Source organism: Streptomyces sp. S465 (genome assembly GCF_026898115.1).
Lineage (GTDB): Bacteria > Actinomycetota > Actinomycetes > Streptomycetales > Streptomycetaceae > Streptomyces > Streptomyces luomodiensis.
The window spans coordinates 8,576,060-8,596,588 of record NZ_CP114036.1 but is presented as its reverse complement, the minus strand read 5'-3'; the positions used below and the strand labels follow the sequence as shown (position 1 = coordinate 8,596,588).

Below are 20,529 nucleotides of genomic sequence, written 5' to 3'. Positions count from 1 at the left end.
GGGGTTCACCCGAAGCGTGCGGCCAACCGGTGGTACAGCCGGGGGGTCATGGCGCGGACCACCGCGGGCAGCCGCATCCAGGCCGGTACGTACACCTCGTCCCGTCCGCGTTCGACGGCGTCCCAGACCGCGTCGGCGATCCGCTCGGGCGGCACCGGACGCGGCAGCCGACGGGTGTACGGGGCGCCGCGCCGGGCGAAGAACGGGGTGTCCACCACGCCGGGGACCACATGGGTGACGCGCACCCCGGCCCGGCACAGCTCGAGGCGCAGGGCGTCGGCGAAGGCCCCGAGCGCCGCCTTGGCCGCGGAGTACACCGCCTCGCCGCGCACCCCGACGGTCCCGGCCACCGATCCGATCAGCACGATGTGTCCGCGCCGCTCGGCCCGCATCCGGGGTACGACCGTGCGGACCAGCCGCATCGCGGCGAGCAGATCGACCCGGACCACCTGTTCGATGGCGGCGGGCGGCATCGTGGCGAAGGGCCCGGCCCAGCCCACGCCTGCCCCCGCGACCAGCAGATCCACCCGTCCGGCGGCCCGGAGGGCGTCCTGGACCAGCGCCTCCGGGCCCTCCGGCGCGGCCAGGTCGACGGGCAGGGCGAGGGCCGATGTCCGGGCGGCCACGCGGTCGAGCCGTTCCCGGTGGCGGCCGCTGACCAGCAGCCGCCAGCCCTCCTCGGCCGCGATCCGGTCGGCGATGGCGGCACCGATGCCCGAGGAGGCACCGGTCACCAGCGCGACCCTGGTCCCGGTGGCGGCGGGACTCCCGGTGTCCCGCGCCTGACCGCGGTTGAGGGGTGCGTCCGGGAGGGGTCGGGTCATGGCATCTCCCTGTCTCGCCGCCGGCCGGCTGCTTCTCCTGGGTCACCGGCCGTCGAGCGCGCGGTTTGACGGCACGCGGAGCGGATACCTCCAGTGAGCCATGAGGAGCCGCGCCTCGCACCACCGGAGGTGGCCATGCGTCCGTCGTCGGCACGTTTTCTCATCGTGAGCGCCGGGATGGGGGCCGGGCATGACGCGGTCGCCGCTGAGCTGGTGCGCAGGCTTCAGGCGCGGGGCCAGGGGGCCGGAAGGGTGGATGTGCTGGAGCTGCTGCCGGACGGGGTGGGGGCGGGGCTGCGCGCGTTCTACCGGACCGCGATCCGCCGTGCGCCGGTGGTGTACGAGGGCATCTACCGGGTGTTCTTCCGCCCCGGCAGGGGCCTGCGGCCGGGCAGCGCCCCGCTGGCCGCGCTCGCCGAGGACCGGCTGCTGGCCCTGGTGGCGCGGGAGCGGCCGGATGTTGTGGTGCCGGTGTTCCACCTGGCCGCGCAGCTGACGGGCAGGCTCCGGGCGCGCGGTGCGCTGGAGGTGCCCAGCGCGGTCGTGGTGACCGATTTCGCGGTGCACCGCCAGTGGCTGCACCCGGGCAACGATCTGCATCTGTGTGTCACCCGGGAGGCCGCGGACACGGTGCGCCGGGCGCTGGACCGTCCGTCGCTCGCCACCGGACCGGTGGTGGCGGAGCGCTTCTTCGCCCCGGCGCCGGGGGCGGCGCGGTGGCGGCGGCGCTTCCGGGCGCGTGCGCCCGGGAGGCCGCCGGTGCTGCTGTCCGTGGGGGCGTGGGGCGCCGGTACGCGGGTGGCGGACACCGCGCGGCTGCTGTCCGGGGCGGGGTATCTGCCGGTGGTGGTGTGCGGCCGGGACGAGCGGCTGCGCGGGGAGCTGTCGCGCCTGCCGGAGGTGGCCGCCCTCGGCTGGGAGCGGGACATGCCCGGCCTGCTGGCCGCCGTACGGGCCGTGGTGGACAACGCGGCCGGCCAGACCGCGCTGGAGGCGCTGGCCACCGGGGTGCCCGTGGTCGGCTACCGCCCCATCCCGGGCCATGGCCGCGAGGGCGTCCGGCGGATGGCCGCGCTGGGGCTCTCGGACCACGCACGGGACTCCTGGGAGCTGCTGCGGCTGCTCGATGTGCTCACCGAGCCCTCCGCGCCGCGGGATCGCCGTATCGCGGCGGGCCGCCGGCTGTTCGCCGAGGACGCCGCCGTTCGGCTGACCGAGACGGTCACCCGGCCGGCGGCGCCGCGGTGAGCGGACACCTCGACAGACGCGGCCAGGCGGGTCCTGGGCCTGTCTGCCACGTCCCGCCTTGCTCGCGACGCCTGGCACCGCGCCCCAGCTACCGCTGGGAGGTGCCCCGGCCGCGTTGTCGGAGTCGTCCGAGCAGGCCCACTCCGCGGACGATCCTCCGCCTTGCGACGCTCCCCCAGCTGCCGCTGGGAGGTACCCCCCGTACCGGACGCCGCGAGCACCGCCTCCGGCGGACGGCGCCATGTGTCGGACAGGGCCCTCAGCCCGCCTTCTCGGCGAACTCGGTGGTGTAGGTCTTCTCCAGGTCCACCGTGGCGTTCTTCAGGTTGGGGTTGAACGCCTTCAGGACGCGCTCGACGGTGGCCGGGCCGTCCGCCGGCATCACACCGTCCTTGGTGAACATCGGCAGGGTGCTCTTGATGGACTCCGCGTAGAGCTTCGCACCGCCCTGCGCGTAGTCGCTGGGCATCTTGGCGGCGATGTCCTCGGCCGAGTGGGTGGACATCCAGGTGAGGGTCTTCACGAAGGCGTTGGCCAGCTTCTGCACGGTCTCCTTGTGGCCGTTCACCCAGTCGGTGTTCATGTAGAGGGAGGAGGAGGGGTACAGACCGCCGAGCGCCTGCTTGGACCCCTCGGGCGTGCGCATGTCGATCAGGACCTTGCCGATCTTCTGGTCCACGATCTGGGCGACGGTCGGATCGGTCGTCATACCGCCGTGGATGGAGCCCTGTTTGAGGGCGGAGATGAAGGTCTGGCCCGCGCCGACCGCCACCGGGGTGAACTCGCTGGTCTTCACTCCGCCGTCGACCGCGAGGTACTTGGTCAGGAAGTCCGTGGACGAGCCCAGACCGGTGACCCCGAGCTTCTTGCCCTTGAAGTCCTTGGGGGACTTGACCTCGTCCGCCGCCTTGTTGGAGACCACCTCGACCTCACCGGGTGCCTGGGCGAGCTGGACGACGGACTCCACCTGCTTGCCCTTGACCTGGAGGTCGAGGGTGTGGTCGTAGAAACCGACGACGCCCTGGACGTCCCCCGCGACCAGCGAGGTGGTGGCCTGCACCCCCGCGGGTTCGGTGAGCAGCTGGACCTTCAGGCCCTCCGCCGTGAAGTAGCCGAGCCGCTGGGTGAGCATCGCGGGCAGGTAGATGACCTTGTCCAGGCCACCCACCATGATCTTGACCTTGCCGTCCCCGCCGCCGGAGGCGCCGGAGTCGCCGCAGGCGGTGAGGGTGGTGAGAGCGAGCGCCGCGGCGACCGTGGCCGCGGAGAACTTGGCGAAGCTGCGCATGGGTCACGTCCTTGTGAGCGGTGGGTGGGGCAGGCAGTGCGGGGGGCCGAGGAGCGGGTCAGCGTTCGGCGCCGGGCTGGGCGGGCTTCCAGCGGAAGAGCCGTTTCTCCAGGAAGGTCAGCAGCCCCTCGGCGAGCAGGGCCACCACGGCGAGGATCACCATGGCCGCGTAGACCCCGGCGGCGTTGAAGGTGCCCTGGGAGGAGGAGACCAGCAGGCCGAGCCCCTTGGTGGCGCCGATGTACTCGCCGACGATGGCGCCGATCAGGGCGAAGCCGAAGCTGACATGGAGGCTGGTGAAGATCCATGAGGTGGCGGAGGGGATCACCACCTGAAGGGTCACCTGGCGGTTGCTCGCGCCGAGGATCCGGGAGTTGGCCACCAGGTTGCGGTCGACTTCCCGTGCGCCCTGGAAGGCGTTGAAGAAGACGGGGAAGAACACCAGGACGACGGCCGAGGCGACCTTCGAGGCCGGTCCGAGGCCGAACCAGATGAGGAAGATGGGTGCGAGGACGATGCGCGGCAGCGCGTTGAGCACCTTGATGTACGGGCCGAGCACATCGGCGAGGAAGGCGATCCGGCCGAACGCGATCCCCAGGACCACCCCGGCCACCACGCCGATGCCCCAGCCCAGGAGCGCCTCGTAGAGCGTGTACCAGATCTGCTCCCACAGCGAGCCCTGTGCGGTCCCGTGCAGCGCCCACTCCTTGAGCTGCGCCCAGATCTTGGAGGGCATCGAGAAGTTGAACGGGTCGATCACGGCGGCGCGGGCCAGCCATTCCCACAGCCCGATGACGGCGAGGAACACCAGCACACGGGTGCTGTGGACGAGGATCGCGCGGTTGCGGGCGGCGCGGGCGCGGGCCCTGGAGCGGTCCGTCCCGGGGATTTTGCCGAGGGCGGGGGCGGCCGGGGCGGCGGCGGTCTCAGGCATCGACGGCACCCCGCTCACGGGTGATGCGGACCTCTTCGCCGAGCGAGGACCAGATCTCCCGGTAGATCTCCACGAACCGGGGCTCCAGCCGCACCGACTCGACCTTGCGGGGCCGGGGCAGGTCGATCTCGAAGACCTCCTTGACGGTGGCCGGTCCCGCCGTCATCACCACGACCTTGTCGGCCAGCGCGATGGACTCCTCCAGGTCGTGGGTGACGAAGACGACGCATGCGCCGGTGCCCGCCCACAGCTCCAGCAGTTCGTCCGACATCAGCGCGCGGGTCTGGACGTCGAGCGCGGAGAACGGCTCGTCCATGAGCAGGATCTCGGGGTCGTTGACGAAGGTCGACGCCAGCGCCACGCGCTTGCGCTGACCGCCCGAGAGCTGATGCGGATAGCGGTCCGCGAAGGCGGAGAGGCCGACCCGGGAAAGCCACTCCCGGGCCCGCTCCTTCGCCTCGGCCTTGGGCACGCCGCGGAACCGGGGGCCGGCCATCACATTCGACAGCACGCTGCGCCAGGGGAACACCGCGTCCTGCTGGAAGACGAAGCCGACGTTGGAGGCGATGCCCCGGACCGGCTCCCCGGCCACCAGCACCTCGCCCTCGGTGGGCTCCTCCAACCCGCTGACCAGCGTCAGTGTCGTGGACTTTCCGCAACCGGTGGGCCCGACGACGGCGACGAACTCACCGTGCCCGACGGTCAGGTCGAGATCCCTGACCGCGGTGTGGAGGGCCCCGGACGGAGTCCGGAACGCCTTGCTCGTTCCCCGCAGCTCGATGGCGGGGCTGGGGTGGCTGCTCATGGCCGGGAGGCTAGGAGTGACCCTGGCCACAGCGGCAGTCTTGTGGGCACAACCCGCCGTTGCGCTCACAAACCCCGTTCTGCTCGTTTTGCTCGCGCCCGCGCAACGAATACGCCACGGAGGCTGGGCATACGCCCCCGGCGCCTTTACGGTGCCTTCACAGCGGCATAAACGGAGGAATTACTACCGCTCGCGCACCGGACGGCAGGGACCGGCAGACGGGAGACAGGGAGCCCAGCATGCGCATCCGATGGCCCCGACGCGTCTCCGGCCAGGTGCTCGCGGCACAACTGGCCATCACCGCCGGGGTGATGGTGCTGGCCACCGCGCTGTTCCTGGCCCCGCTCAGCTCCGAGATCGACAACCAGGCGATGCACCAGGCGCTGGCCATCGCCCAGACCACCGCGGCCGATCCGGATATCGCGCGGGACCTCACCACCACCGAACCCACCCCCTCGGGCCCGGTACAGCGGGCGGCGGAACGGATCCGCCGGGCCACCGGGGCGCTGTACATCGTGGTGCTGGACTCCCGGGGGGTGCGCTGGTCGCACACCACCACCGCGCGGATCGGCGAACACGTCTCCACCGATCCAGGCGCCGCGCTCGCGGGCCACCAGGTCCTCCAGATCGACGTGGGCACACTCGGCCGTTCGGCCCGAGCCAAAGTGCCGCTGCGGACCGGCAGCGGGCGGATCGTCGGCGCGGTGTCGGTGGGCATCGGCTACGGCAGTGTGCGCGACCAGCTGCTGGCGGCGGTGCCCCGGCTGCTGCTGTACGCGGGGGTGGCGCTCGGGGTGGGCGTGCTGGCCGCGCTCGCGGTCTCACGCCGGCTGCGCCACCGTACCCACGGTGTCGCGTTCGCCGACATCTCGGCGCTGCTCGACGAGCGGGAGGCGATGCTGCACGGCATCCGCGAGGGCGTCGTGGCGCTGGACCGGCAGGGCCGGATCCGCCTGATCAACGACGAGGCCGGACGGCTGCTCGGGGTCCGCCCGGACGCCACCGGGCGCACCCTGGAGCAGTCGCTGCCGCCCGGCCGTACCACCGAGGTGCTGGCGGGGCGGGTCGCGGGGACGGATCTGCTGACCGTCAGCGGCGGCCGGGTGCTGGTGGCCAACCGGATGCCGACCAAGGACGGCGGGGCGGTGGCGACGCTGCGCGACCGCACCGAGCTGGAGTTGCTGGGCCGGGAGCTGGACAGCACCCGTGGGCTGCTGGACGCGCTGCGCGCCCAGGACCACGAACACGCCAACCGGCTGCACACCCTGCTCGGGCTGCTGGAGCTCGGACTCCACGAGCGGGCGGCGCAGTTCGTGGCCGAGCTCACCAACGCCCGCCGCGCCTCGGCCGAGCAGATCTCCGAACGGGTGCCCGATCCGCTGCTGTCGGCGCTGCTGGTCGGCAAGTCGGCCATCGTGGCCGAGCGCGGGGTCGCCCTGCGCATCTCACCCGCGACCCGGCTGACCGGGCGGGTGGTCGATCCGCGCGATCTGGTGACCGTGCTCGGCAACCTCATCGACAACGCGCTGGAGGCGGTGGCCGGGCACCCCTGCCCCACCCCGTTCATCGAGGTCGAGCTGAGGGCCGAGGGCACCACCGCGGTGCTGCGGGTGAGCGACACCGGCCCGGGGGTGCCGCCCGGGATGCGCGATCTGATCTTCACCGAGGGCTGGTCCACCAAACGGCCCGCCCTCCCCAGCTTCCCGGACACCGGCCCCGAGGCCACGGAAGGGTCCGCCGCGGTGTCGCCGCGTGGCCGGGGGATCGGACTCGCCCTGGTGCGGCGGCTGGCCGAGCGGTACGGAGGCATGGCCCGGGTCACCGCGCGGGCGGGTGGCGGCGCGGTGTTCACCGTCGTCCTGCCCGAGGCCCTCACCGGGGACGACACACCCACTCATGAGTTCACCGCAGCAGGAGAGTCACGATGATCGACGTTCTTGTCGTGGACGACGACTTCCATGTCGCCGAGATCAACGCTGCGTATGTGGCCCAGGTGCCCGGCTACCGGGTCGCCGCCCGTGCCCATACCGCCGCCCAGGCCCTGGCGACCCTGGAGCGCACCCCGGTCGACCTGGTCCTGCTCGACCACTATCTGCCGGACGAGACCGGGCTGACGCTGGTGCGGCGGATGCGCCAGCTCGGCCACCACGCCGACGTCATCATGGTGACGGCGGCGTGTGATGTGTCCACCGTCCAGGCCGCCATGCGCCATGGCGCACTGCAGTACCTGGTCAAGCCGTTCAGCTTCGCCGGACTGCGCGCCAAGCTCGACGGCTACGCGGGGCTGCGCCGCACCCTCGAAGGCGTCGGCGGGCGTGGCGAGACCGGCCAGGAGCGGGTGGACCGGATCTTCGGCGCCTTCGCAGCCGCCGACACATCCGGCCCCGCCCTGCCCAAAGGCCACTCCGCGCCCACCGTCGACCTCATACGCCGGGTCCTGGACCAGGCCGACCAGCCGCTCTCCGCCCACGAGGTGGCGGAGCGCACCGGTATCAGCCGCTCCACGGCCCAGCGCTATCTGAAGTACCTCGAGCATGCGGGCCGCATCAGCCTCACCCTCAAGTACGGGGACACCGGCCGTCCCGAACACCGCTACACATCGGTGGCGGTGAACTGACGGTTCGTTCAGCTCGTGGCCGTGGCCTCGTACAGGCCACGGCCGGAGCGCTGGGCCCGGTCCGAGGAGCGCAGCCGCTCCAGGGTGTTGCGCACCGAGTTCACATTGGTGCGGGTCTCGTCGCGCCCCAGGGCCTCGTTGACCTCGGAGGCCCGCATGGGACGGCCGGCCTTGCGCAGCGCGGCGAGCACGCTGTCGGCGAGCCCCGTGGAGCGCTCGGAGGTGGTGGCCGGCTCGGCCGGCTTCTCCGCCGCCTTGGCGCTCTTGGCGGTCTTCGCCGTGGCCTTGGTGGCCTTCACCGTGGCCTTGGCGGACTTGGGAGCCTTCGCGGCGGCCTTCGCGGCGGTCTTCTTGGCCGCGGTCTTCTTGGCCGCCGCCTTGGTGGCCCGCCCGGTGGCCGGTGCCTTGGCCGCCTTGCCCCTGCTGCGCTGGCGGCCGATGGCGGCCTTGCGCGTGGTGGCGGAGGTGTCGCCGGTGGACTCCGTGTCCTCGGCGGACTCCGGCTCCGTGGCCGTGGCCTCGGTGGCCGGCTCCGCGGCCGGCTCGGCCGGAGCGGGGGTGGCCTCGGCCACCGGCTCCGCCACCGCCACCGGGGCGCCGTCGGCGGCCTGCTCCGGCACTGTGGCGGTGGCGAGCGCCTGAAGGCTGCTCAGGGCGGTGCTGACCGCCTCCAGTCGCTTGGTGACGGCCTCCAAATCACCCTTGAGCGACTGCTGTTGCTTCTGGAGCTGCGGGAGTTCGGCCTCCAGCACCTCGATGGTCGATCCCACACTGCTGTCCGCGCTCAACGCGTTCACTTCAGTTCGTCCCCTTTCTGGGCGTCTGCGCCCATCGCGACAGCGATTATGCCTGCTGTCAGAAGTGTGCGGTGCCCGGTGTGTCACTGCACAAAACAACGACACGTGTCCGAGCACCCCATGAGAGGCCAACTTTCGGCGAAGAAACACGCCCGTCACACCGCGCCCACACAGCCGATGTCATCCGGAAGGGTGGCGGCGCAAACGCGGTGGCGACGCGTCAGCCCCCGTTTCGGGGTGGCTCCACCCCGGGTGGTAGAAACACCGTACCGGCCCGAGGAAACAGAGGTAGGACGATGAAGTTGCGCTGCGCCGTGCTCGACGACTACCAGGACGTGGCGCTGTCGAGCGCCGACTGGTCGAGTGTGCTGGACGCGGTGGACGTGGTGCCGGTGCATGACCACATCACCGGTGAGGACGCGGTGGCCGAGGCCATCGGGGACTGCGAGATCGTGGTCATCATGCGGGAGCGCACTCCCTTCCCCGCAACGCTGTTCGACCGGTTGCCACGGCTGAGGCTGCTGGTCACCACGGGGATGCGCAATGCGTCGGTCGATCTGCGGGCCGCCGCCCGCCACGGTGTCACCGTCTGCGGCACGTCCGGTGGTTCGGAGCCGACCACCGAGCTCACCTGGGCGCTGATCCTGGGGCTCGCCCGCCATGTGGTGCCGGAGAGCACGGCGCTGCGCGACGGCGGGCCGTGGCAGAGCACGGTCGGCACCGATCTGCACGGCCGCCGGCTGGGGTTGCTCGGACTGGGCCGGATCGGCGCCCAGGTGGCGCGGGTAGGCCGGGCCTTCGGCATGGAGGTGGCCGCCTGGAGCCAGAACCTGACGGCCGAGCGCGCCGAGGCGGAGGGGGTGCGGCCGGCCGGCTCCAAGGAGGAGTTGCTGGAGACCAGTGACATCGTCTCGGTGCATCTGGTGCTCGGCGACCGCACCCGGGGGCTGCTGGGCGCGCGGGAGCTGAGGCGGATGCGTCCCACGGCGCTGTTGGTGAACACCTCCCGCGCCGCGATCGTGGACCAGGCGGCGCTCGCCCAGGCGCTGCGGGAGGGCTGGATCGCGGGCGCGGCGGTCGATGTGTTCGAGCGGGAGCCGCTGCCGTCGGACGACCCGTTCCGCACGCTGCCGAATCTGCTGGCCACTCCGCATCTCGGCTATGTGACCCGGGCCAACTACGAGCGCTTCTACCGGGATGTGGTCGAGGACATCCGCGGCTATCTGGAGGGGGAGCCGATCCGCCGGCTGAGCCCGCCCGAACCGGCCGGCTGACCGGCCATACCACCCTTCAACGCGGTGTGTTACGGGGCGGGTTGGCGCAGGCCGCCGGTTTCGACGGCCATGTTCGACGATGCCGCACCGCGCCCACCGGTCGCTCGCCGGGGCTGAAAGCGACGCCTTCCCGGCACCCGGTGGACACTATTCCGTTTCGCCTCCGTCAGACCGGAGAGGCTGCCTGGCACGGACAACCCATCGGCCCGCAGCACAGACCGGTGGCCGGTCCGCCGGGACCGGCCACCGCGGACGGAGGGAACGTGGCTCACAGCACATCCGGAACATCGACACCCCAGGAGGCATCGGCACGGCAGGAGGCCGTACCACACGGCGACGGCGGCGCGGGACCGGGCACACCGCCGCCGACCCGGCGTGGCATGCTCGCGGTGGCCGCGGTGGCCGCGGCGGCAGGCGTCGGCCTGCTCGCCGGCTGCGGCGAGGAAACCGCCCGCTCCGCCTCGGGAGCGGGCCCGCACGACTCGACGGGGGCAGAGCGCTCCCCGTCCGCCGAACCGTCCGCACACTCCCCCACCCCGACACCGCGGCCGGAGCTGCCCCGGGGCGGCCGGGAGCTGTCCCGCTACCGTCTGGTGGGCTACTGCGGACTGCCCGGAGCCGCCGCGCTCGGCCGGCTCGGCACGGGGGACCTCGACGACCGGGTGCGGCAGATCGAGAAGACCGCCCGCGCCTATGCCGCGGACCGCGCACCACAGCCGGTGCTGGAGCTCCTGGCGACCGTGGCCAACGGCACCGCGGGCCCCGACGGCACCTACCGCTCCCGCACCTCCCCCGATACGATCCGCCGCTTCCACGACGCGGCCAAACGCCATCGCGCCCTGCTGCTGCTGAACATCCAGCCGGGCCGGGCATCGGTCCTCGGCGAGGTCAAGGCGCTGCGCGAATGGCTGGTCCATCCGGATGTGGGCATAGCCCTGGACCCCGAGTGGGAGATGGGTCCGGGCGAGGTGCCGGGTGACACCTACGGCCACACCAGCGGCCAGGAGATCACCGATGTGGCCCGCTATCTCTCCCGGATCGTCGCCGAACACGATCTGCCGCAGAAACCGCTCGTCTTCCACCAGGTGGCCGTCTCCGTCGTCGGCGACCAGTCCGCGCTGCGCCCGCAGCCGGGTGTGGTGCTCATCAAGAGCGCGGACGGCATCGGCTCGCCCGGGATGAAGCGGGACACCTGGCGGCAGCTGGTCAAGGACCAGCCCGAGGGGGTGCGCACCGGCTTCAAGCTCTTCTACGAGGAGGACACCGAGGGGAGCCGGCTGATGACCCCGGAAGAGGTGCTGGCCCTGCGCCCGCGGCCGGATTACGTCATGTTCGAGTGACCGCGTGTTCGAGTGACCGCGCCGACGGGCGCCACCCACGCGCCCGCCCCCGGCCCAGGGGCCGGGGGCGGCTGGGGAGGGAGCGCTCAGGGACGTGGCGCCGTCTGCACGGTGAGCGGTTCCCGGCTGGTGGTGTCGCCGGGGCCGCGCCGGGTGAAGCGCATGGCGGCACAGGCACCCGCGTACAGCACCGCCACCACCAGCAGCAGCGCCTGATAGCCGGTGAGCAGGGCCAGATACTCCAGGGTGCCGCCGAACAGGGACCCCAGCAGATTGGCCCCGAAGGCCGCCGTGGGATCGGCGGCCGCCGCCAGCCGGTCGGAGAAGATGAGGTTGGCGCAGAAGATGGGGGCGAAGGCCAGCCCGATCGCGGCGGCCAGCCGGGGGGCGAAGGGCAGTCCCAGCACCATGTCGGACGGGATCAGCCAGGCGATGGCGAGGCTGGCGAACAGCATCAGTTGCAGCACGAGCTGGTTGACCCGGCGCATCCGTCGCCGGACCTCCACCGCGCACAGCACGGCGAGCAGCACCCCCGCGAAGACCATGGCGTTGACCAGCCAGGTGGTGCCGAAGTAGAGGGCGAACCCGATCACGTTCTTGGTTTCCAGCAGCATGAACGCCGCGCCGAGCAGGAACATGTCCGCATAGGCGGCGGTGCGCCGCAGCCGGACCCCGGTCAGCCGGACCGACACCAGCGTCACCAGCAGGATCGCGCCCAGCACCCCGATGTAGAGGGTGGGGATGGTGCGGTGCAGCAGATACGGGAACGGGTGGTCGTCACCGGCGGCCGAGGGCACCGGGCCGGAGGGGCGCCACGCGGAGGTGGTGCAGGACTGGTCGCCCGAGGTGACACCGGCCACCAGGATGGCCGCCTTCTTGCCCCCGTAGTGGGTGATGCAGGGCGCGTGTCCGAAGACGGAGGTGACCGTGGAGCCGAACCGGTCGATGAGCCAGTTCTGCCGGTAGTAGTTGTACATCGCGAACGCGCCGCCGGGGGCGAGGTGGCGGTGTGCCGCCTCGAATGCCTGCCGGGTGAACAGATAGCTCTCCAGCCGCAGATTGCTGGCGCCCGACACCAGGGTCAGGGAGTCCGGGAGGGCGAGGACGATCAGGTCGTAGCGGGCGTCGGTCCGCTCCAGGAAGGCCCGGCCGTCGTTGATGTGCACGTGCACCCGGGGGTTGTCGTAGGGCCTGGCCGGGTGCAGGTCCGCGCCGATCTCCTGGAGCCGGGGGTCGATCTCCACGGCGTCCACCCGCCGGGCGCCGTGGGCGAGGGCCATGGCCACGTCGTTGCCGTTGCCCGCGCCGATGACCAGCACCCGCCGGTGGGTGTTCCCCGGGGTTTCGCGGTAGGGCTGTTCGTACGGGGAGTCGGGGCGCCTGAGCACCTTCAGCGGGGCGATGGACTGGTGCGGTACGCCATTGGCGGAGATCTTGTAGTCCCGGCTGCCGGTGGTCGGCCTGGTGACCTCGATCTTGTAGTAGGGGGACCAGGAGATACCGCTCGCCGCCGTCTCCAGCGCCAGGACCGCCACCATCAACGCGAGCGGCACCGTGTACCGGAAGGTGTTGCGGCGCCCGCCCAGGGTGAGCAGCGCCGCCGCGGCGAGCACACCCCACACCACCGACGGTGCGCGCAGCCAGGACAGCGCCGCGAAGGACACCGAGCCGGTGAGCGAGCCCAGCAGGTCGAAGCGGTACGCCTCCAGCGAGGGCAGCCGACGGAACTGATCGGCCGTCATCTTCCCGATCGCCGTCATGATCAGGGCGGTCAGTCCGAAGAGCACCGGCAGGGTCACCCACTGGGGCAGCCCGGTGGTCTTCACCGCGGTGAAGTAGATGACCTCACCGCTGGTCTGCCGCACCTGCACGGGAAATTCCCGCACCAGGACGACGAGCACGGCGAGCGGCACGGGCGCCCAGCGGGTGAGCCACTGTCCACGGTCGGCGGGCAGCAGGAATCCCAGGCCGATCCCGAGGAACGAGCCCAAGAGGATGAAGTTCGAGAAATAGCTCAGATGGACGATATTGGCGCCGGTCCACCGGATCAGCGCCAGCTCGACGAAGAGCATGGTGGCGCTGGCCAGCAGCAGCCTCGCGCGCACGTTTTGCGGTCCTGGGCTGTGCTCCATGTCGGCACACGCTGTCATCCGAGACCGGGCAGGTCGAGCACCCGCACGGCCCGTGCCGTCGGCCGGATGGCGGGCACCCGGCTCCCCGGGAAGCGGCCCCGGCCACTCCCCCTCCGGCCGCCCGACACCCCCTCACCCCGCCCCCGCCGATCCCGTCCGAGCAGGTCAGCCGGGTGGCTCGGGGTACGGACAGACGGCCGCGCGGCAGTGGGCGGACAGCTGGCCACCGGGTGTCCGGGTGCGCTCACCGGGTCACCGCCGTACGGCGTTCGGGGCATGGCCCGGCCGTCATCCGTCACCTGGCCGGGCCAACGGCGGACGCCCACGCGGAGGAGGCGGAAGCGCGCCGGGGCCGGCGCCCCGGTGCGGACGGTCGTCCGCACCGTGCCGGGCGCCGGCCCCGATCGGCCGGACGGGAGGTCCGGGGACGGCCGGGTGAACACCGCTCGGGTCAGCGGGTGTTCAGCACGTCCCTCAGGGGGTGTTCACCGGGTCAGCTCGGCCCGGTGGCGTAGAAGGGCTTGCACACGGTGCCCACGTAGTCGGTGGCGATCTCCAGCAGGCGGGTTCCGTCCGCCGACGGGAGCAGCGCCGAGCTGTAGTTGGGGCAGTAGTCGACGGTCTTGGAGTCCACCCGCACCGGGGCGGAGATCGAACGCCAGGTCCCGGTGCCGCCGTTGCTGTTGGTCCACACGGTGGCGCCGCTGCCGGTGGCGGTGCTGCCGTCGGCGTTCTTCAGCACCTGGCCGATGAGGAACAGCTTGCCCTGGGAGTTGCCCGCCTCGGGTGCCCAGGCGAGGTTCGGCGTATGGGTGAAGTACTTGCCGTCGGCGGTTTCGGGACGGTAGCCGAGGTGAGCGGGATCGCCCCAGTTCCAGCCGTCCCACGAGGTCCGGTAGTGGACCACGCACGAGTACTGCCCCTGGGCGGCGCAGATCTCGTACACCATGAAGTACTGGCCGCTGGGCAGCTTGCGCACGATGGCCATGCCGGGCCGGTCCGAGGCGAGGTTGCTGGCCACGGTGTTGTGGTAGCCCTCCCAGGTGATCCCGTTCGCGCTGCGGGCGGCGACCAGCTTCTGGCTGTGGGCGGAGTCGGTCTCGTCCGAGTAGTGGACCACCAGGCGTCCGCTGGAGTCGATGGAGAACTCCGGCTCCCACAGTCCCTTGGTGCTGGTGGAGGTGGCCACGGTGGACAGATAGGACCAGGTGCGCCCCTGGTCATTGCTGCGGAAGACCCGGATGGCCATCCGGCGGTTCGTTTCGTCCTGGCCGATGGAGGCGGACCACAGCAGGGTCCCGGCGGGCAGGGAGCCGACGGCCTGCGGCAGTTCGTAGAGGGTGGCGCAGCATTCGCCCTGTCCGCCCGACGCCTCGGGGTCGGCCACCTCGCCCACCTGGTGGAAGGTGGCGCCGTCGTCGGTGCTCTCGTAGATGGCGCCGAGCCCGTCCGAGTTCCGGAAGGTGACGACCGAGGCGAGGATACGGCCGTTGGCGGCGCCGTTGTGCTGGAGCCTCAGAGCGCGGGGGTAAAGGCCGGTGCCGTCCCGCAGCACGGTGCCGGAGGCGGCCGCGGCGGGGGGTGCCTGGACGGCCAGGAGCGAGCCCAGGACGGTCAGGAGGGTCAGCAGGGCAGGCAGGAGTCTTCGGTGCGGCGTGGTCATGCACGCTCCCTGGAAAGGAGTGGTGGAGGGGAGGAGTAGTGACAGAAGAGCGACCCGGGCCGTGCGAGGCGCAACGCTAGAGATAATTTCCAACGTTGTAAATCCCTCGCGCACAGTTCCGTGAAGGGGACACGTTTGTCCGCGCGCCGGGTGCGGCGTGCGGCGCGGCGCTACGGGTGCGGTGGCGCCGTGGCAGGGCGGGTGTGGTCGGGCCGTGGCGGGACGGGTGCGGTCGGGCCGTGGCGGGGGCGCGGCGGGTCAGTGCTCCTGGGCGGTGGGGCGCACCAGGATCTCGTTGACCGCGGCGTGCGGGGGCTGGGTCACCATGAAGGCGATCGAGCGTGCGATGTCCTCGGGACGCAGCCAGGACTCCCGCGGCATACCGCGGGCGACGGCGGAGGCCCAGTCGGCGGTGGTCAGCTCGGTGGCGGTCATGCCCGGCTCGACCAGTCCCACCCGGACACCGCGGGCGGTCACCTCCTGGCGCAATGCCTCGCTGAAGGCGCCCACCGCGTGTTTGGTGGCCGAGTAGACGCTGTTGTTGCCGCGTGGCACCCGGCCGGCCGTCGAGCTGACGTTCACCAGGTCCGCCACCCCGCGCGGGCCGTCGGACGCCGCCCGCAGCAGATGCGGCAGCGCCTGCCGTGAGGTCTGTAGTACCGCCTCCACGTTGAGGTCGATCATCCGCCGCCAGCCGTCGGGGTCGCTCTCCTCGACGGCACCGGTCGTCGCGTAGCCGGCGTTGTTCACCAGCACATCGAGCCGTCCGCACCGCTCCACGGCGTCCTCGACGCACTGGCGGGCCTGCTCCGCGTTCCGCAGATCGGCGGTGAGGACGGCGCACGAGCGGCCCTCCTCGCGGACGGTGGCGGCCAGGCCCTCCAGCCGTTCGGTGCGGCGGGCGACCACGGCGAGATCCGCGCCCTGCCGGGCCAGCGCCACGGCGGTGGCCGCGCCGATGCCGCTGGAGGCGCCGGTCACCAGCGCCGCGCAGCCCGCCAGCGGGCCGCCGGCAGGGCCGCCGTGCCCGGCGTACCGGCCGTTCCCGGTGTTCGTGTCCGTCACCCTGGCTCCCCGGTCTCGCGCGGATGGACCCGTGCGCCGGGTACCCCGCTCCCGCCCGCTCACCGCCCCGCGCTCCGCCTTCAGGTCACACCGGCGATCGGGCCGGCGCAAAGGCGCCGCTGTAGGCGTTGTGCGCGGGCGGGCCGCCGAGGCGGGCGTCGCGGTCCTCGCGCTCGGCCCGGATGCGCGGCCCGCCGAGCCGCCGCTCAGCCGGTCCAGAGGGTGGACCGGGACCGAAGAGCACGAGGGGTGGCGCTCGACGTCGCCGAGGGACATGGGGGCGCCTTGTGGGGGGGCCGGACGTCCGCCGATCCCACACGACCGGCGTATGCGGGTAGCCCGTTGGGGTCGCGCTGCTGTCCAGCCTGAGCACCCTGCCGCCGCGTCGCGGCGACGATCTGTCCCTGAGCCCTCGTAACGCCGAGACGGCGCTCGACCGCCGAGTCCACCCCGTCCGCCCCACTCGCCCAGGGAGCTGAGATCATGCCCCAGTACTTCCGCGACTCGCCCGAGTCTCTCGTTCCCGACGCGCTCGCGGGCTTCGCCGCCGCCCATGCCGATCTCGTCGCCTACCACCCCGACCACGGGTACTTCCGCACCCGCCACACCGCGCCCACCCGCCGCGTCGGGCTGGTCTCGGGAGGTGGCTCCGGCCATGAACCCCTGCACTCCGGTTTCCTCGGCACCGGGATGCTGGACGCCGCCTGCCCCGGCCGGATCTTCGCCTCGCCCCACAACCGGCAGATCTTCGAGGCCAGCCGCGCCGTCGCCGGGCCCGACGGGGTGCTGCACATCGTCAAGAACTACACCGGGGACCGCATCAACTTCGGCATCGCCGCCGAACGCCTCGCCCACGAGGGCATCCACTGCGCCCGCGTCCTCATCGACGACGACCTCGCCACCGACTCCGACGACATCGCGGTCGGCCGGCGCGGCACCGGCGCCACCCTGATCGTGGAGAAGATCCTCGGCGCCGCCGCCGACGAGGGACGCGGCCTGGAGGACCTGGCCGCCCTCGGCACCGAGGTGACCCGGCGTTCCCGCAGTCTCGCCGTCGCCTCGGCCGCCCACACCACACCCGCCTCCGGGGCACCGGCCTTCGCCCTCCCCGACAACGTCCTGGAGTTCGGGGTCGGCATCCACGGCGAACGCGCCGAGGGGACCACCCCGCACGCGCCGCTCGGCAAGCTGGTCGAGACCATGACGGACCAGCTGCTGGCCGCGCTCCCCGACACCGCCGGGACACGGGTGCTCGCCCTGGTCAACGGGCTGGGCTCGATCACCTCACTCGAGCTGTACGGCATCCGGCACGCCGTCGCCAAGGCCCTCGACGACCGGGGTGTCGGCCTCGACCGCTCCCTGACCGGCACCTTCGTCAGCGCCCTGGACATGCGGGGCTTCTCGCTGACCCTGTTCGCCACCGACGCGGAGGCGCTGCGGCTGTGGGACGCCCCCGCCCGCACCCCCGCCTGGCCCCTGTGACCCCGCTGACCCCGCCCCACCGTCCCGAGGAGTTGCCCGCAAATGTCCGACCAGCCCGGCCCGAAGGGCCTCTCCCACGCCGCCGTCCTGGACTGGCTGACCCGGTTCGCCGCCACCGTACGCTCCGTGGAACCCGAGCTCACCGCGCTCGACCAGAAGGCGGGCGACGGGGACTTCGGCGCCAACCTGGTCACCGGGATGGACGGTGTCCGCCGTGCGCTGGAGGCACTGGTGGCCAGCACGGGGAACGGCCGGAGGGGCCCGGACGTGCCGCTCGACGCCGCCGCGCGGGTCTTCCTGGACGATGTCGGCGGCACCAGCGGTCCCCTGTTCGGGCTGCTCTTCCAGGAGCTCGCCGACGCGCTGGGGATGGCCGCCGACCCGCCCGGGACCGCCGCGCTGGCCCTGGGCACCGCCGCGGGGGCGGCCGCGATCCAGCGGGTCGGCGAGGCCGAGGTGGGCGACAAGACGATGGTGGACGCCCTCGTCCCCGCGGCGCGGGCACTCGCCTCCTGCGCGCCCACCGCCGACCCCGCGCACGCGCTCCACGTGGCCGCGGTCGCCGCGCATCGGGGGGCCCGCGCCACGACCGATCTGCGCGCCCGCCGCGGGCGCGCCAGCTACACCGGTGACCACGCCCGTGGCGTCCCGGACCCGGGCGCCCTGGCCGTCGCCCTGCTGTTCGCCTCCGCGCACGCCGAGCTGACCTCGCTGAGCCGGCTTCCCGTGTCGTGATTGACCACTTCCCGTGCCGTGACCCCACGGGCCCTGGCCGTGGTTCCCCATTGCCCTGGCCGTGATCCCCGTGCGCTGCGGGAGGAAGCCGAGGCCGAGGTCACCAGGGAATCCTCGCGAGTACCGTCAGCCGGTGCGTGTCACGGCCGGACCGCACGTATCGTACGGGGTTCCGAATCCAGGGCCGCATGGCCACGGCCGAACCGGGCAGACGACCAGGATTCGACTGTCGGCTCGATCAAAGGTGTTCAGGAGAATCTGTGCAGCAGGAGAGCCCCACCGGTGTGACCACGCCCCCGGCCGTACCCCGGCCGCGGGACGGCGCCGCGCCGAAAGGCCGCACGCGCGACCCGTACTTCGACAACGCGAAGTACCTGACCATCGTGCTGGTGGCCTGTGGCCACGCATGGGAGCCGCTCACCTACGGCAGCCGGGCCGCCACCGCGGTCTATCTGCTGGTGTACGCGTTCCACATGCCCGCGTTCGCCCTCATATCGGGCTACTTCTCGCGGAGTTTCGACATGTCCCCGGGGCGGGTGAAACGGCTGTTCACCGGGGTCGTGGTGCCGTATGTGGTGTTCGAGGTCGCGTACACCCTGTTCTACCGCTGGGCACAGGACGATCCGGGCTATCCGATCAGCCTGCTCGACCCCTGGTACGTGATGTGGTTCCTGGCCGCGCTGTTCATCTGGCGGATCACCACCCCGCTGTGGCTCGCGCTGCGCCATCCGGTGCCGGTGGCACTGGCGGTGGCGGCGCTGGCCTCGGTCTCGCCGGACAGCGGCGGGGATCTGGGCCTCCAGCGGGTGCTGGCGTTCCTGCCGTTCTTCGTGCTCGGGCTCACCCTGCGGCCGGACCACTTCACCCGGCTGCGGAACCGGCGGGCCCGGCTGATCGCCCTTCCGGTCGGAATCCTCGCCCTGTGCACGGCGTACAAGGTGGCACCCTGGCTGGACGCGGAGTGGTTCTACCACCGCACGAGCGTCGCGAAGCTGGACGGCGTGCCGCCCTGGGCCGGTCTGCTCACCACGCCCGCCCTCTTCGCTCTGGCGCTGGTGCTGACCGCCTGCTTCCTGGCCTGGGTCCCGGGGCGCCGGACCTGGTTCACCGCACTCGGCTCCGGGACGCTGTACGGCTATCTGCTGCACGGCTTCATCATCAAGTCGTCCCGGTTCTGGGACTGGTACGACCATCCGTGGCTGCACACCCCGCTCGGGGAGCTCGCCGTCACCGCGGCCGCGGTGCTCATGATCAGCGCGCTGTGCACCCAGCCGGTGCGTCGGGTCCTGCGGCCCGTGCTGGAGCCACGCATGGACTGGGTGTTCCGGCGCACCGGTTCGTGACGGCGGGAGAGTGCGCATGGCCGCCGCCACTTGACACAGCTCTTTGCCGAGGTGGCAAATGAGGGTATGGCTGATGAAGATCTCACGGAGGTGCTGACCGCCGTAGGGCCCCGGCTGCGGGCGTTGCGGCGCACCCGTGGCACCACCCTGGCCCAGCTGAGCGAGACGACCGGGATCTCGCTGAGCACGCTGTCCCGGCTGGAGTCGGGGCAGCGCAAACCGACGCTGGAGCTGCTGCTGCCGCTGGCCAAGGCGTACGGGGTGCAGCTGGACGAGCTGGTGGGGGCGCCGGCCACCGGGGATCCGCGTATCCACGCGCGGCCGTTCACCCGGTACGGCCACACGTTCGTTCCGCTGACCCGCTATCTGGGCGGGCTGCACGCCTACAAGCAGATCATGCCGCCCCGGCCGCCGGGCGAGCGCGACGCACCGCTCGAGCAGCGGGTGCACGAGGGCTATGAGTGGCTCTATGTGCTCTCCGGGCGGCTGCGGCTGGCGCTGGGCGAACACGACCTGGTGCTCACGGCCGGGGAGGCCGCCGAATTCGACACCCGCACCCCCCATGGCTTCACCAACGCAGGGGATCAGCCAGTGGAGTTCCTCTCCCTCTTCGGGGCGCAGGGTGAGCGCATCCATGTCCGCGCCCGCCCCGCCGGTGGCTGAGCCGCGCCCGTTTCCCGGTTCCGCCCCGGGGCGCTCACCCCGAGGGCTCGTCCGGGACGGGCTGCTCGGGGTGGACGCTTCCGGTCTGCGGCTTCCCCCGCCGCCCCGTGCCGGACTCGTCCGTCTCGGGGACGTCGTCCGTCTCCTCGGGCTCCTGGCCGGCGCCCGCCACGTCCAGGTGGTCGGGCCCGTCCTGCGCCTGCTGGTCGGGGAGGTCCCGGGGGATCCCGCCGCGCTCCTCGCCCTCTTCCGGTCGCCGGTCGTCGCTCATGATGCCGCTCCTTTCCTCGGTGGGGTTCGTGGAGGGGACACAGCACAG

The 20,529-nt window shown here is 72.3% G+C and carries 18 protein-coding genes; 9 read left to right on the top strand and 9 right to left on the bottom strand.

Annotation, left to right across the window (positions count from 1 at the left end; translation table 11 throughout):
- Nucleotides 1-5: 5 nt before the first annotated feature.
- On the bottom strand, nucleotides 6-824 hold the full coding sequence (locus N6H00_RS36175) for an SDR family NAD(P)-dependent oxidoreductase (RefSeq protein WP_268976085.1): 819 nt from the start codon (nucleotides 822-824) through the stop codon (nucleotides 6-8).
- Nucleotides 825-959: 135 nt separating this feature from the next.
- On the opposite strand from N6H00_RS36175, the gene N6H00_RS36170 reads away from it, so the two are divergent.
- On the top strand, nucleotides 960-2,072 hold the full coding sequence (locus N6H00_RS36170; RefSeq protein ID WP_268977255.1) for an MGDG synthase family glycosyltransferase: 1,113 nt from the start codon (nucleotides 960-962) through the stop codon (nucleotides 2,070-2,072).
- A gap of 259 nt (nucleotides 2,073-2,331) precedes the next feature.
- On the opposite strand, the gene N6H00_RS36165 is transcribed toward N6H00_RS36170, so the two are convergent.
- The 3 genes from N6H00_RS36165 to N6H00_RS36155 are packed head-to-tail and all read right to left on the bottom strand — an operon-like array spanning nucleotide 2,332 to nucleotide 5,099.
- On the bottom strand, nucleotides 2,332-3,360 hold the full coding sequence (locus N6H00_RS36165; protein WP_268976084.1) for an ABC transporter substrate-binding protein: 1,029 nt from the start codon (nucleotides 3,358-3,360) through the stop codon (nucleotides 2,332-2,334).
- Between the two features lie 58 nt (nucleotides 3,361-3,418).
- Entirely contained in the window at nucleotides 3,419-4,294 is an 876-nt protein-coding gene (locus tag N6H00_RS36160) for an ABC transporter permease (RefSeq protein ID WP_268976083.1), read from the bottom strand.
- On the bottom strand, nucleotides 4,287-5,099 hold the full coding sequence (locus N6H00_RS36155; RefSeq protein WP_268976082.1) for an ABC transporter ATP-binding protein: 813 nt from the start codon (nucleotides 5,097-5,099) through the stop codon (nucleotides 4,287-4,289). Before N6H00_RS36155 ends, N6H00_RS36160 begins: the two co-directional genes overlap by 8 nt.
- A gap of 239 nt (nucleotides 5,100-5,338) precedes the next feature.
- Here N6H00_RS36155 and N6H00_RS36150 point away from each other — a divergent pair, with 239 nt between their 5' ends.
- The gene (locus tag N6H00_RS36150) at nucleotides 5,339-7,027 is read left to right on the top strand and encodes an ATP-binding protein (RefSeq protein WP_268976081.1); all 1,689 of its coding nucleotides are present in this window, start codon (nucleotides 5,339-5,341) and stop codon (nucleotides 7,025-7,027) included.
- Nucleotides 7,024-7,716 (top strand): response regulator, encoded by a 693-nt coding sequence (locus N6H00_RS36145; protein ID WP_268976080.1) that lies wholly within the window; start codon nucleotides 7,024-7,026, stop codon nucleotides 7,714-7,716. The genes N6H00_RS36150 and N6H00_RS36145 overlap by 4 nt, the downstream gene beginning before the upstream one ends.
- An 8-nt stretch (nucleotides 7,717-7,724) precedes the next feature.
- On the opposite strand, the gene N6H00_RS36140 is transcribed toward N6H00_RS36145, so the two are convergent.
- Nucleotides 7,725-8,513, bottom strand: coding sequence for a prephenate dehydrogenase (locus tag N6H00_RS36140; RefSeq protein WP_268976079.1), 789 nt, complete (start codon nucleotides 8,511-8,513; stop codon nucleotides 7,725-7,727).
- Between the two features lie 296 nt (nucleotides 8,514-8,809).
- Between N6H00_RS36140 and N6H00_RS36135 the strand changes: the two genes are divergently transcribed.
- Together N6H00_RS36135 and N6H00_RS36130 are read left to right on the top strand one after the other, a co-directional pair.
- On the top strand, nucleotides 8,810-9,787 hold the full coding sequence (locus tag N6H00_RS36135; protein ID WP_268976078.1) for a D-2-hydroxyacid dehydrogenase family protein: 978 nt from the start codon (nucleotides 8,810-8,812) through the stop codon (nucleotides 9,785-9,787).
- Nucleotides 9,788-10,050: 263 nt separating this feature from the next.
- Nucleotides 10,051-11,127 (top strand): hypothetical protein, encoded by a 1,077-nt coding sequence (locus N6H00_RS36130; protein WP_268976077.1) that lies wholly within the window; start codon nucleotides 10,051-10,053, stop codon nucleotides 11,125-11,127.
- 86 nt (nucleotides 11,128-11,213) lie between these two features.
- Here N6H00_RS36130 and N6H00_RS36125 read toward each other — a convergent pair whose 3' ends face one another.
- The 3 genes from N6H00_RS36125 to N6H00_RS36115 all read right to left on the bottom strand — a co-directional run bounded on the left by N6H00_RS36125 (nucleotide 11,214) and on the right by N6H00_RS36115 (nucleotide 15,987).
- A complete protein-coding gene (locus N6H00_RS36125) occupies nucleotides 11,214-13,232 on the bottom strand; it encodes a spermidine synthase (RefSeq protein ID WP_268976076.1) in 2,019 nt (672 codons plus the stop codon).
- Between the two features lie 520 nt (nucleotides 13,233-13,752).
- Nucleotides 13,753-14,922, bottom strand: coding sequence for a sialidase family protein (locus tag N6H00_RS36120; protein ID WP_268976075.1), 1,170 nt, complete (start codon nucleotides 14,920-14,922; stop codon nucleotides 13,753-13,755).
- 258 nt (nucleotides 14,923-15,180) lie between these two features.
- The gene (locus N6H00_RS36115; RefSeq protein ID WP_268976074.1) at nucleotides 15,181-15,987 is read right to left on the bottom strand and encodes an SDR family oxidoreductase; all 807 of its coding nucleotides are present in this window, start codon (nucleotides 15,985-15,987) and stop codon (nucleotides 15,181-15,183) included.
- Between the two features lie 483 nt (nucleotides 15,988-16,470).
- Between N6H00_RS36115 and N6H00_RS36110 the strand changes: the two genes are divergently transcribed.
- From N6H00_RS36110 to N6H00_RS36095, 4 genes are all read left to right on the top strand, one after another.
- The gene (locus N6H00_RS36110) at nucleotides 16,471-17,469 is read left to right on the top strand and encodes a dihydroxyacetone kinase subunit DhaK (protein ID WP_268976073.1); all 999 of its coding nucleotides are present in this window, start codon (nucleotides 16,471-16,473) and stop codon (nucleotides 17,467-17,469) included.
- Between the two features lie 42 nt (nucleotides 17,470-17,511).
- Nucleotides 17,512-18,204 carry a dihydroxyacetone kinase subunit DhaL gene (dhaL, locus tag N6H00_RS36105; RefSeq protein ID WP_268976072.1) on the top strand — a complete coding sequence of 231 codons (693 nt, stop codon included), beginning with the start codon at nucleotides 17,512-17,514 and terminating at the stop codon, nucleotides 18,202-18,204.
- Nucleotides 18,205-18,464: 260 nt separating this feature from the next.
- Complete coding sequence (locus N6H00_RS36100) at nucleotides 18,465-19,547, top strand: acyltransferase family protein (RefSeq protein ID WP_443073145.1); 1,083 nt, start codon at nucleotides 18,465-18,467, stop codon at nucleotides 19,545-19,547.
- A 66-nt stretch (nucleotides 19,548-19,613) separates the two neighbouring features.
- Nucleotides 19,614-20,210 carry a helix-turn-helix domain-containing protein gene (locus N6H00_RS36095; protein ID WP_268976071.1) on the top strand — a complete coding sequence of 199 codons (597 nt, stop codon included), beginning with the start codon at nucleotides 19,614-19,616 and terminating at the stop codon, nucleotides 20,208-20,210.
- Between the two features lie 34 nt (nucleotides 20,211-20,244).
- Here the strand turns inward: N6H00_RS36095 and N6H00_RS36090 are convergent, their stop codons facing one another.
- Entirely contained in the window at nucleotides 20,245-20,481 is a 237-nt protein-coding gene (locus tag N6H00_RS36090; RefSeq protein ID WP_268976070.1) for a hypothetical protein, read from the bottom strand.
- Nucleotides 20,482-20,529: the final 48 nt, after the last annotated feature.

Bases quoted from the DNA above. Each gene is read 5' to 3' on its own strand.
- N6H00_RS36095 (WP_268976071.1), top strand. From the start codon at position 19,614: ATGGCTGATGAAGATCTCACGGAGGTGCTGACCGCCGTAGGGCCCCGG.
- N6H00_RS36175 (WP_268976085.1), bottom strand. From the start codon at position 824: ATGACCCGACCCCTCCCGGACGCACCCCTCAACCGCGGTCAGGCGCGG.
- N6H00_RS36145 (WP_268976080.1), top strand. From the start codon at position 7,024: ATGATCGACGTTCTTGTCGTGGACGACGACTTCCATGTCGCCGAGATC.
- N6H00_RS36165 (WP_268976084.1), bottom strand. From the start codon at position 3,360: ATGCGCAGCTTCGCCAAGTTCTCCGCGGCCACGGTCGCCGCGGCGCTC.
- N6H00_RS36150 (WP_268976081.1), top strand. From the start codon at position 5,339: ATGCGCATCCGATGGCCCCGACGCGTCTCCGGCCAGGTGCTCGCGGCA.
- N6H00_RS36170 (WP_268977255.1), top strand. From the start codon at position 960: ATGCGTCCGTCGTCGGCACGTTTTCTCATCGTGAGCGCCGGGATGGGG.
- N6H00_RS36135 (WP_268976078.1), top strand. From the start codon at position 8,810: ATGAAGTTGCGCTGCGCCGTGCTCGACGACTACCAGGACGTGGCGCTG.
- N6H00_RS36090 (WP_268976070.1), bottom strand. From the start codon at position 20,481: ATGAGCGACGACCGGCGACCGGAAGAGGGCGAGGAGCGCGGCGGGATC.
- dhaL (WP_268976072.1), top strand. From the start codon at position 17,512: ATGTCCGACCAGCCCGGCCCGAAGGGCCTCTCCCACGCCGCCGTCCTG.
- N6H00_RS36160 (WP_268976083.1), bottom strand. From the start codon at position 4,294: ATGCCTGAGACCGCCGCCGCCCCGGCCGCCCCCGCCCTCGGCAAAATC.
- N6H00_RS36120 (WP_268976075.1), bottom strand. From the start codon at position 14,922: ATGACCACGCCGCACCGAAGACTCCTGCCTGCCCTGCTGACCCTCCTG.
- N6H00_RS36110 (WP_268976073.1), top strand. From the start codon at position 16,471: ATGCCCCAGTACTTCCGCGACTCGCCCGAGTCTCTCGTTCCCGACGCG.
- N6H00_RS36155 (WP_268976082.1), bottom strand. From the start codon at position 5,099: ATGAGCAGCCACCCCAGCCCCGCCATCGAGCTGCGGGGAACGAGCAAG.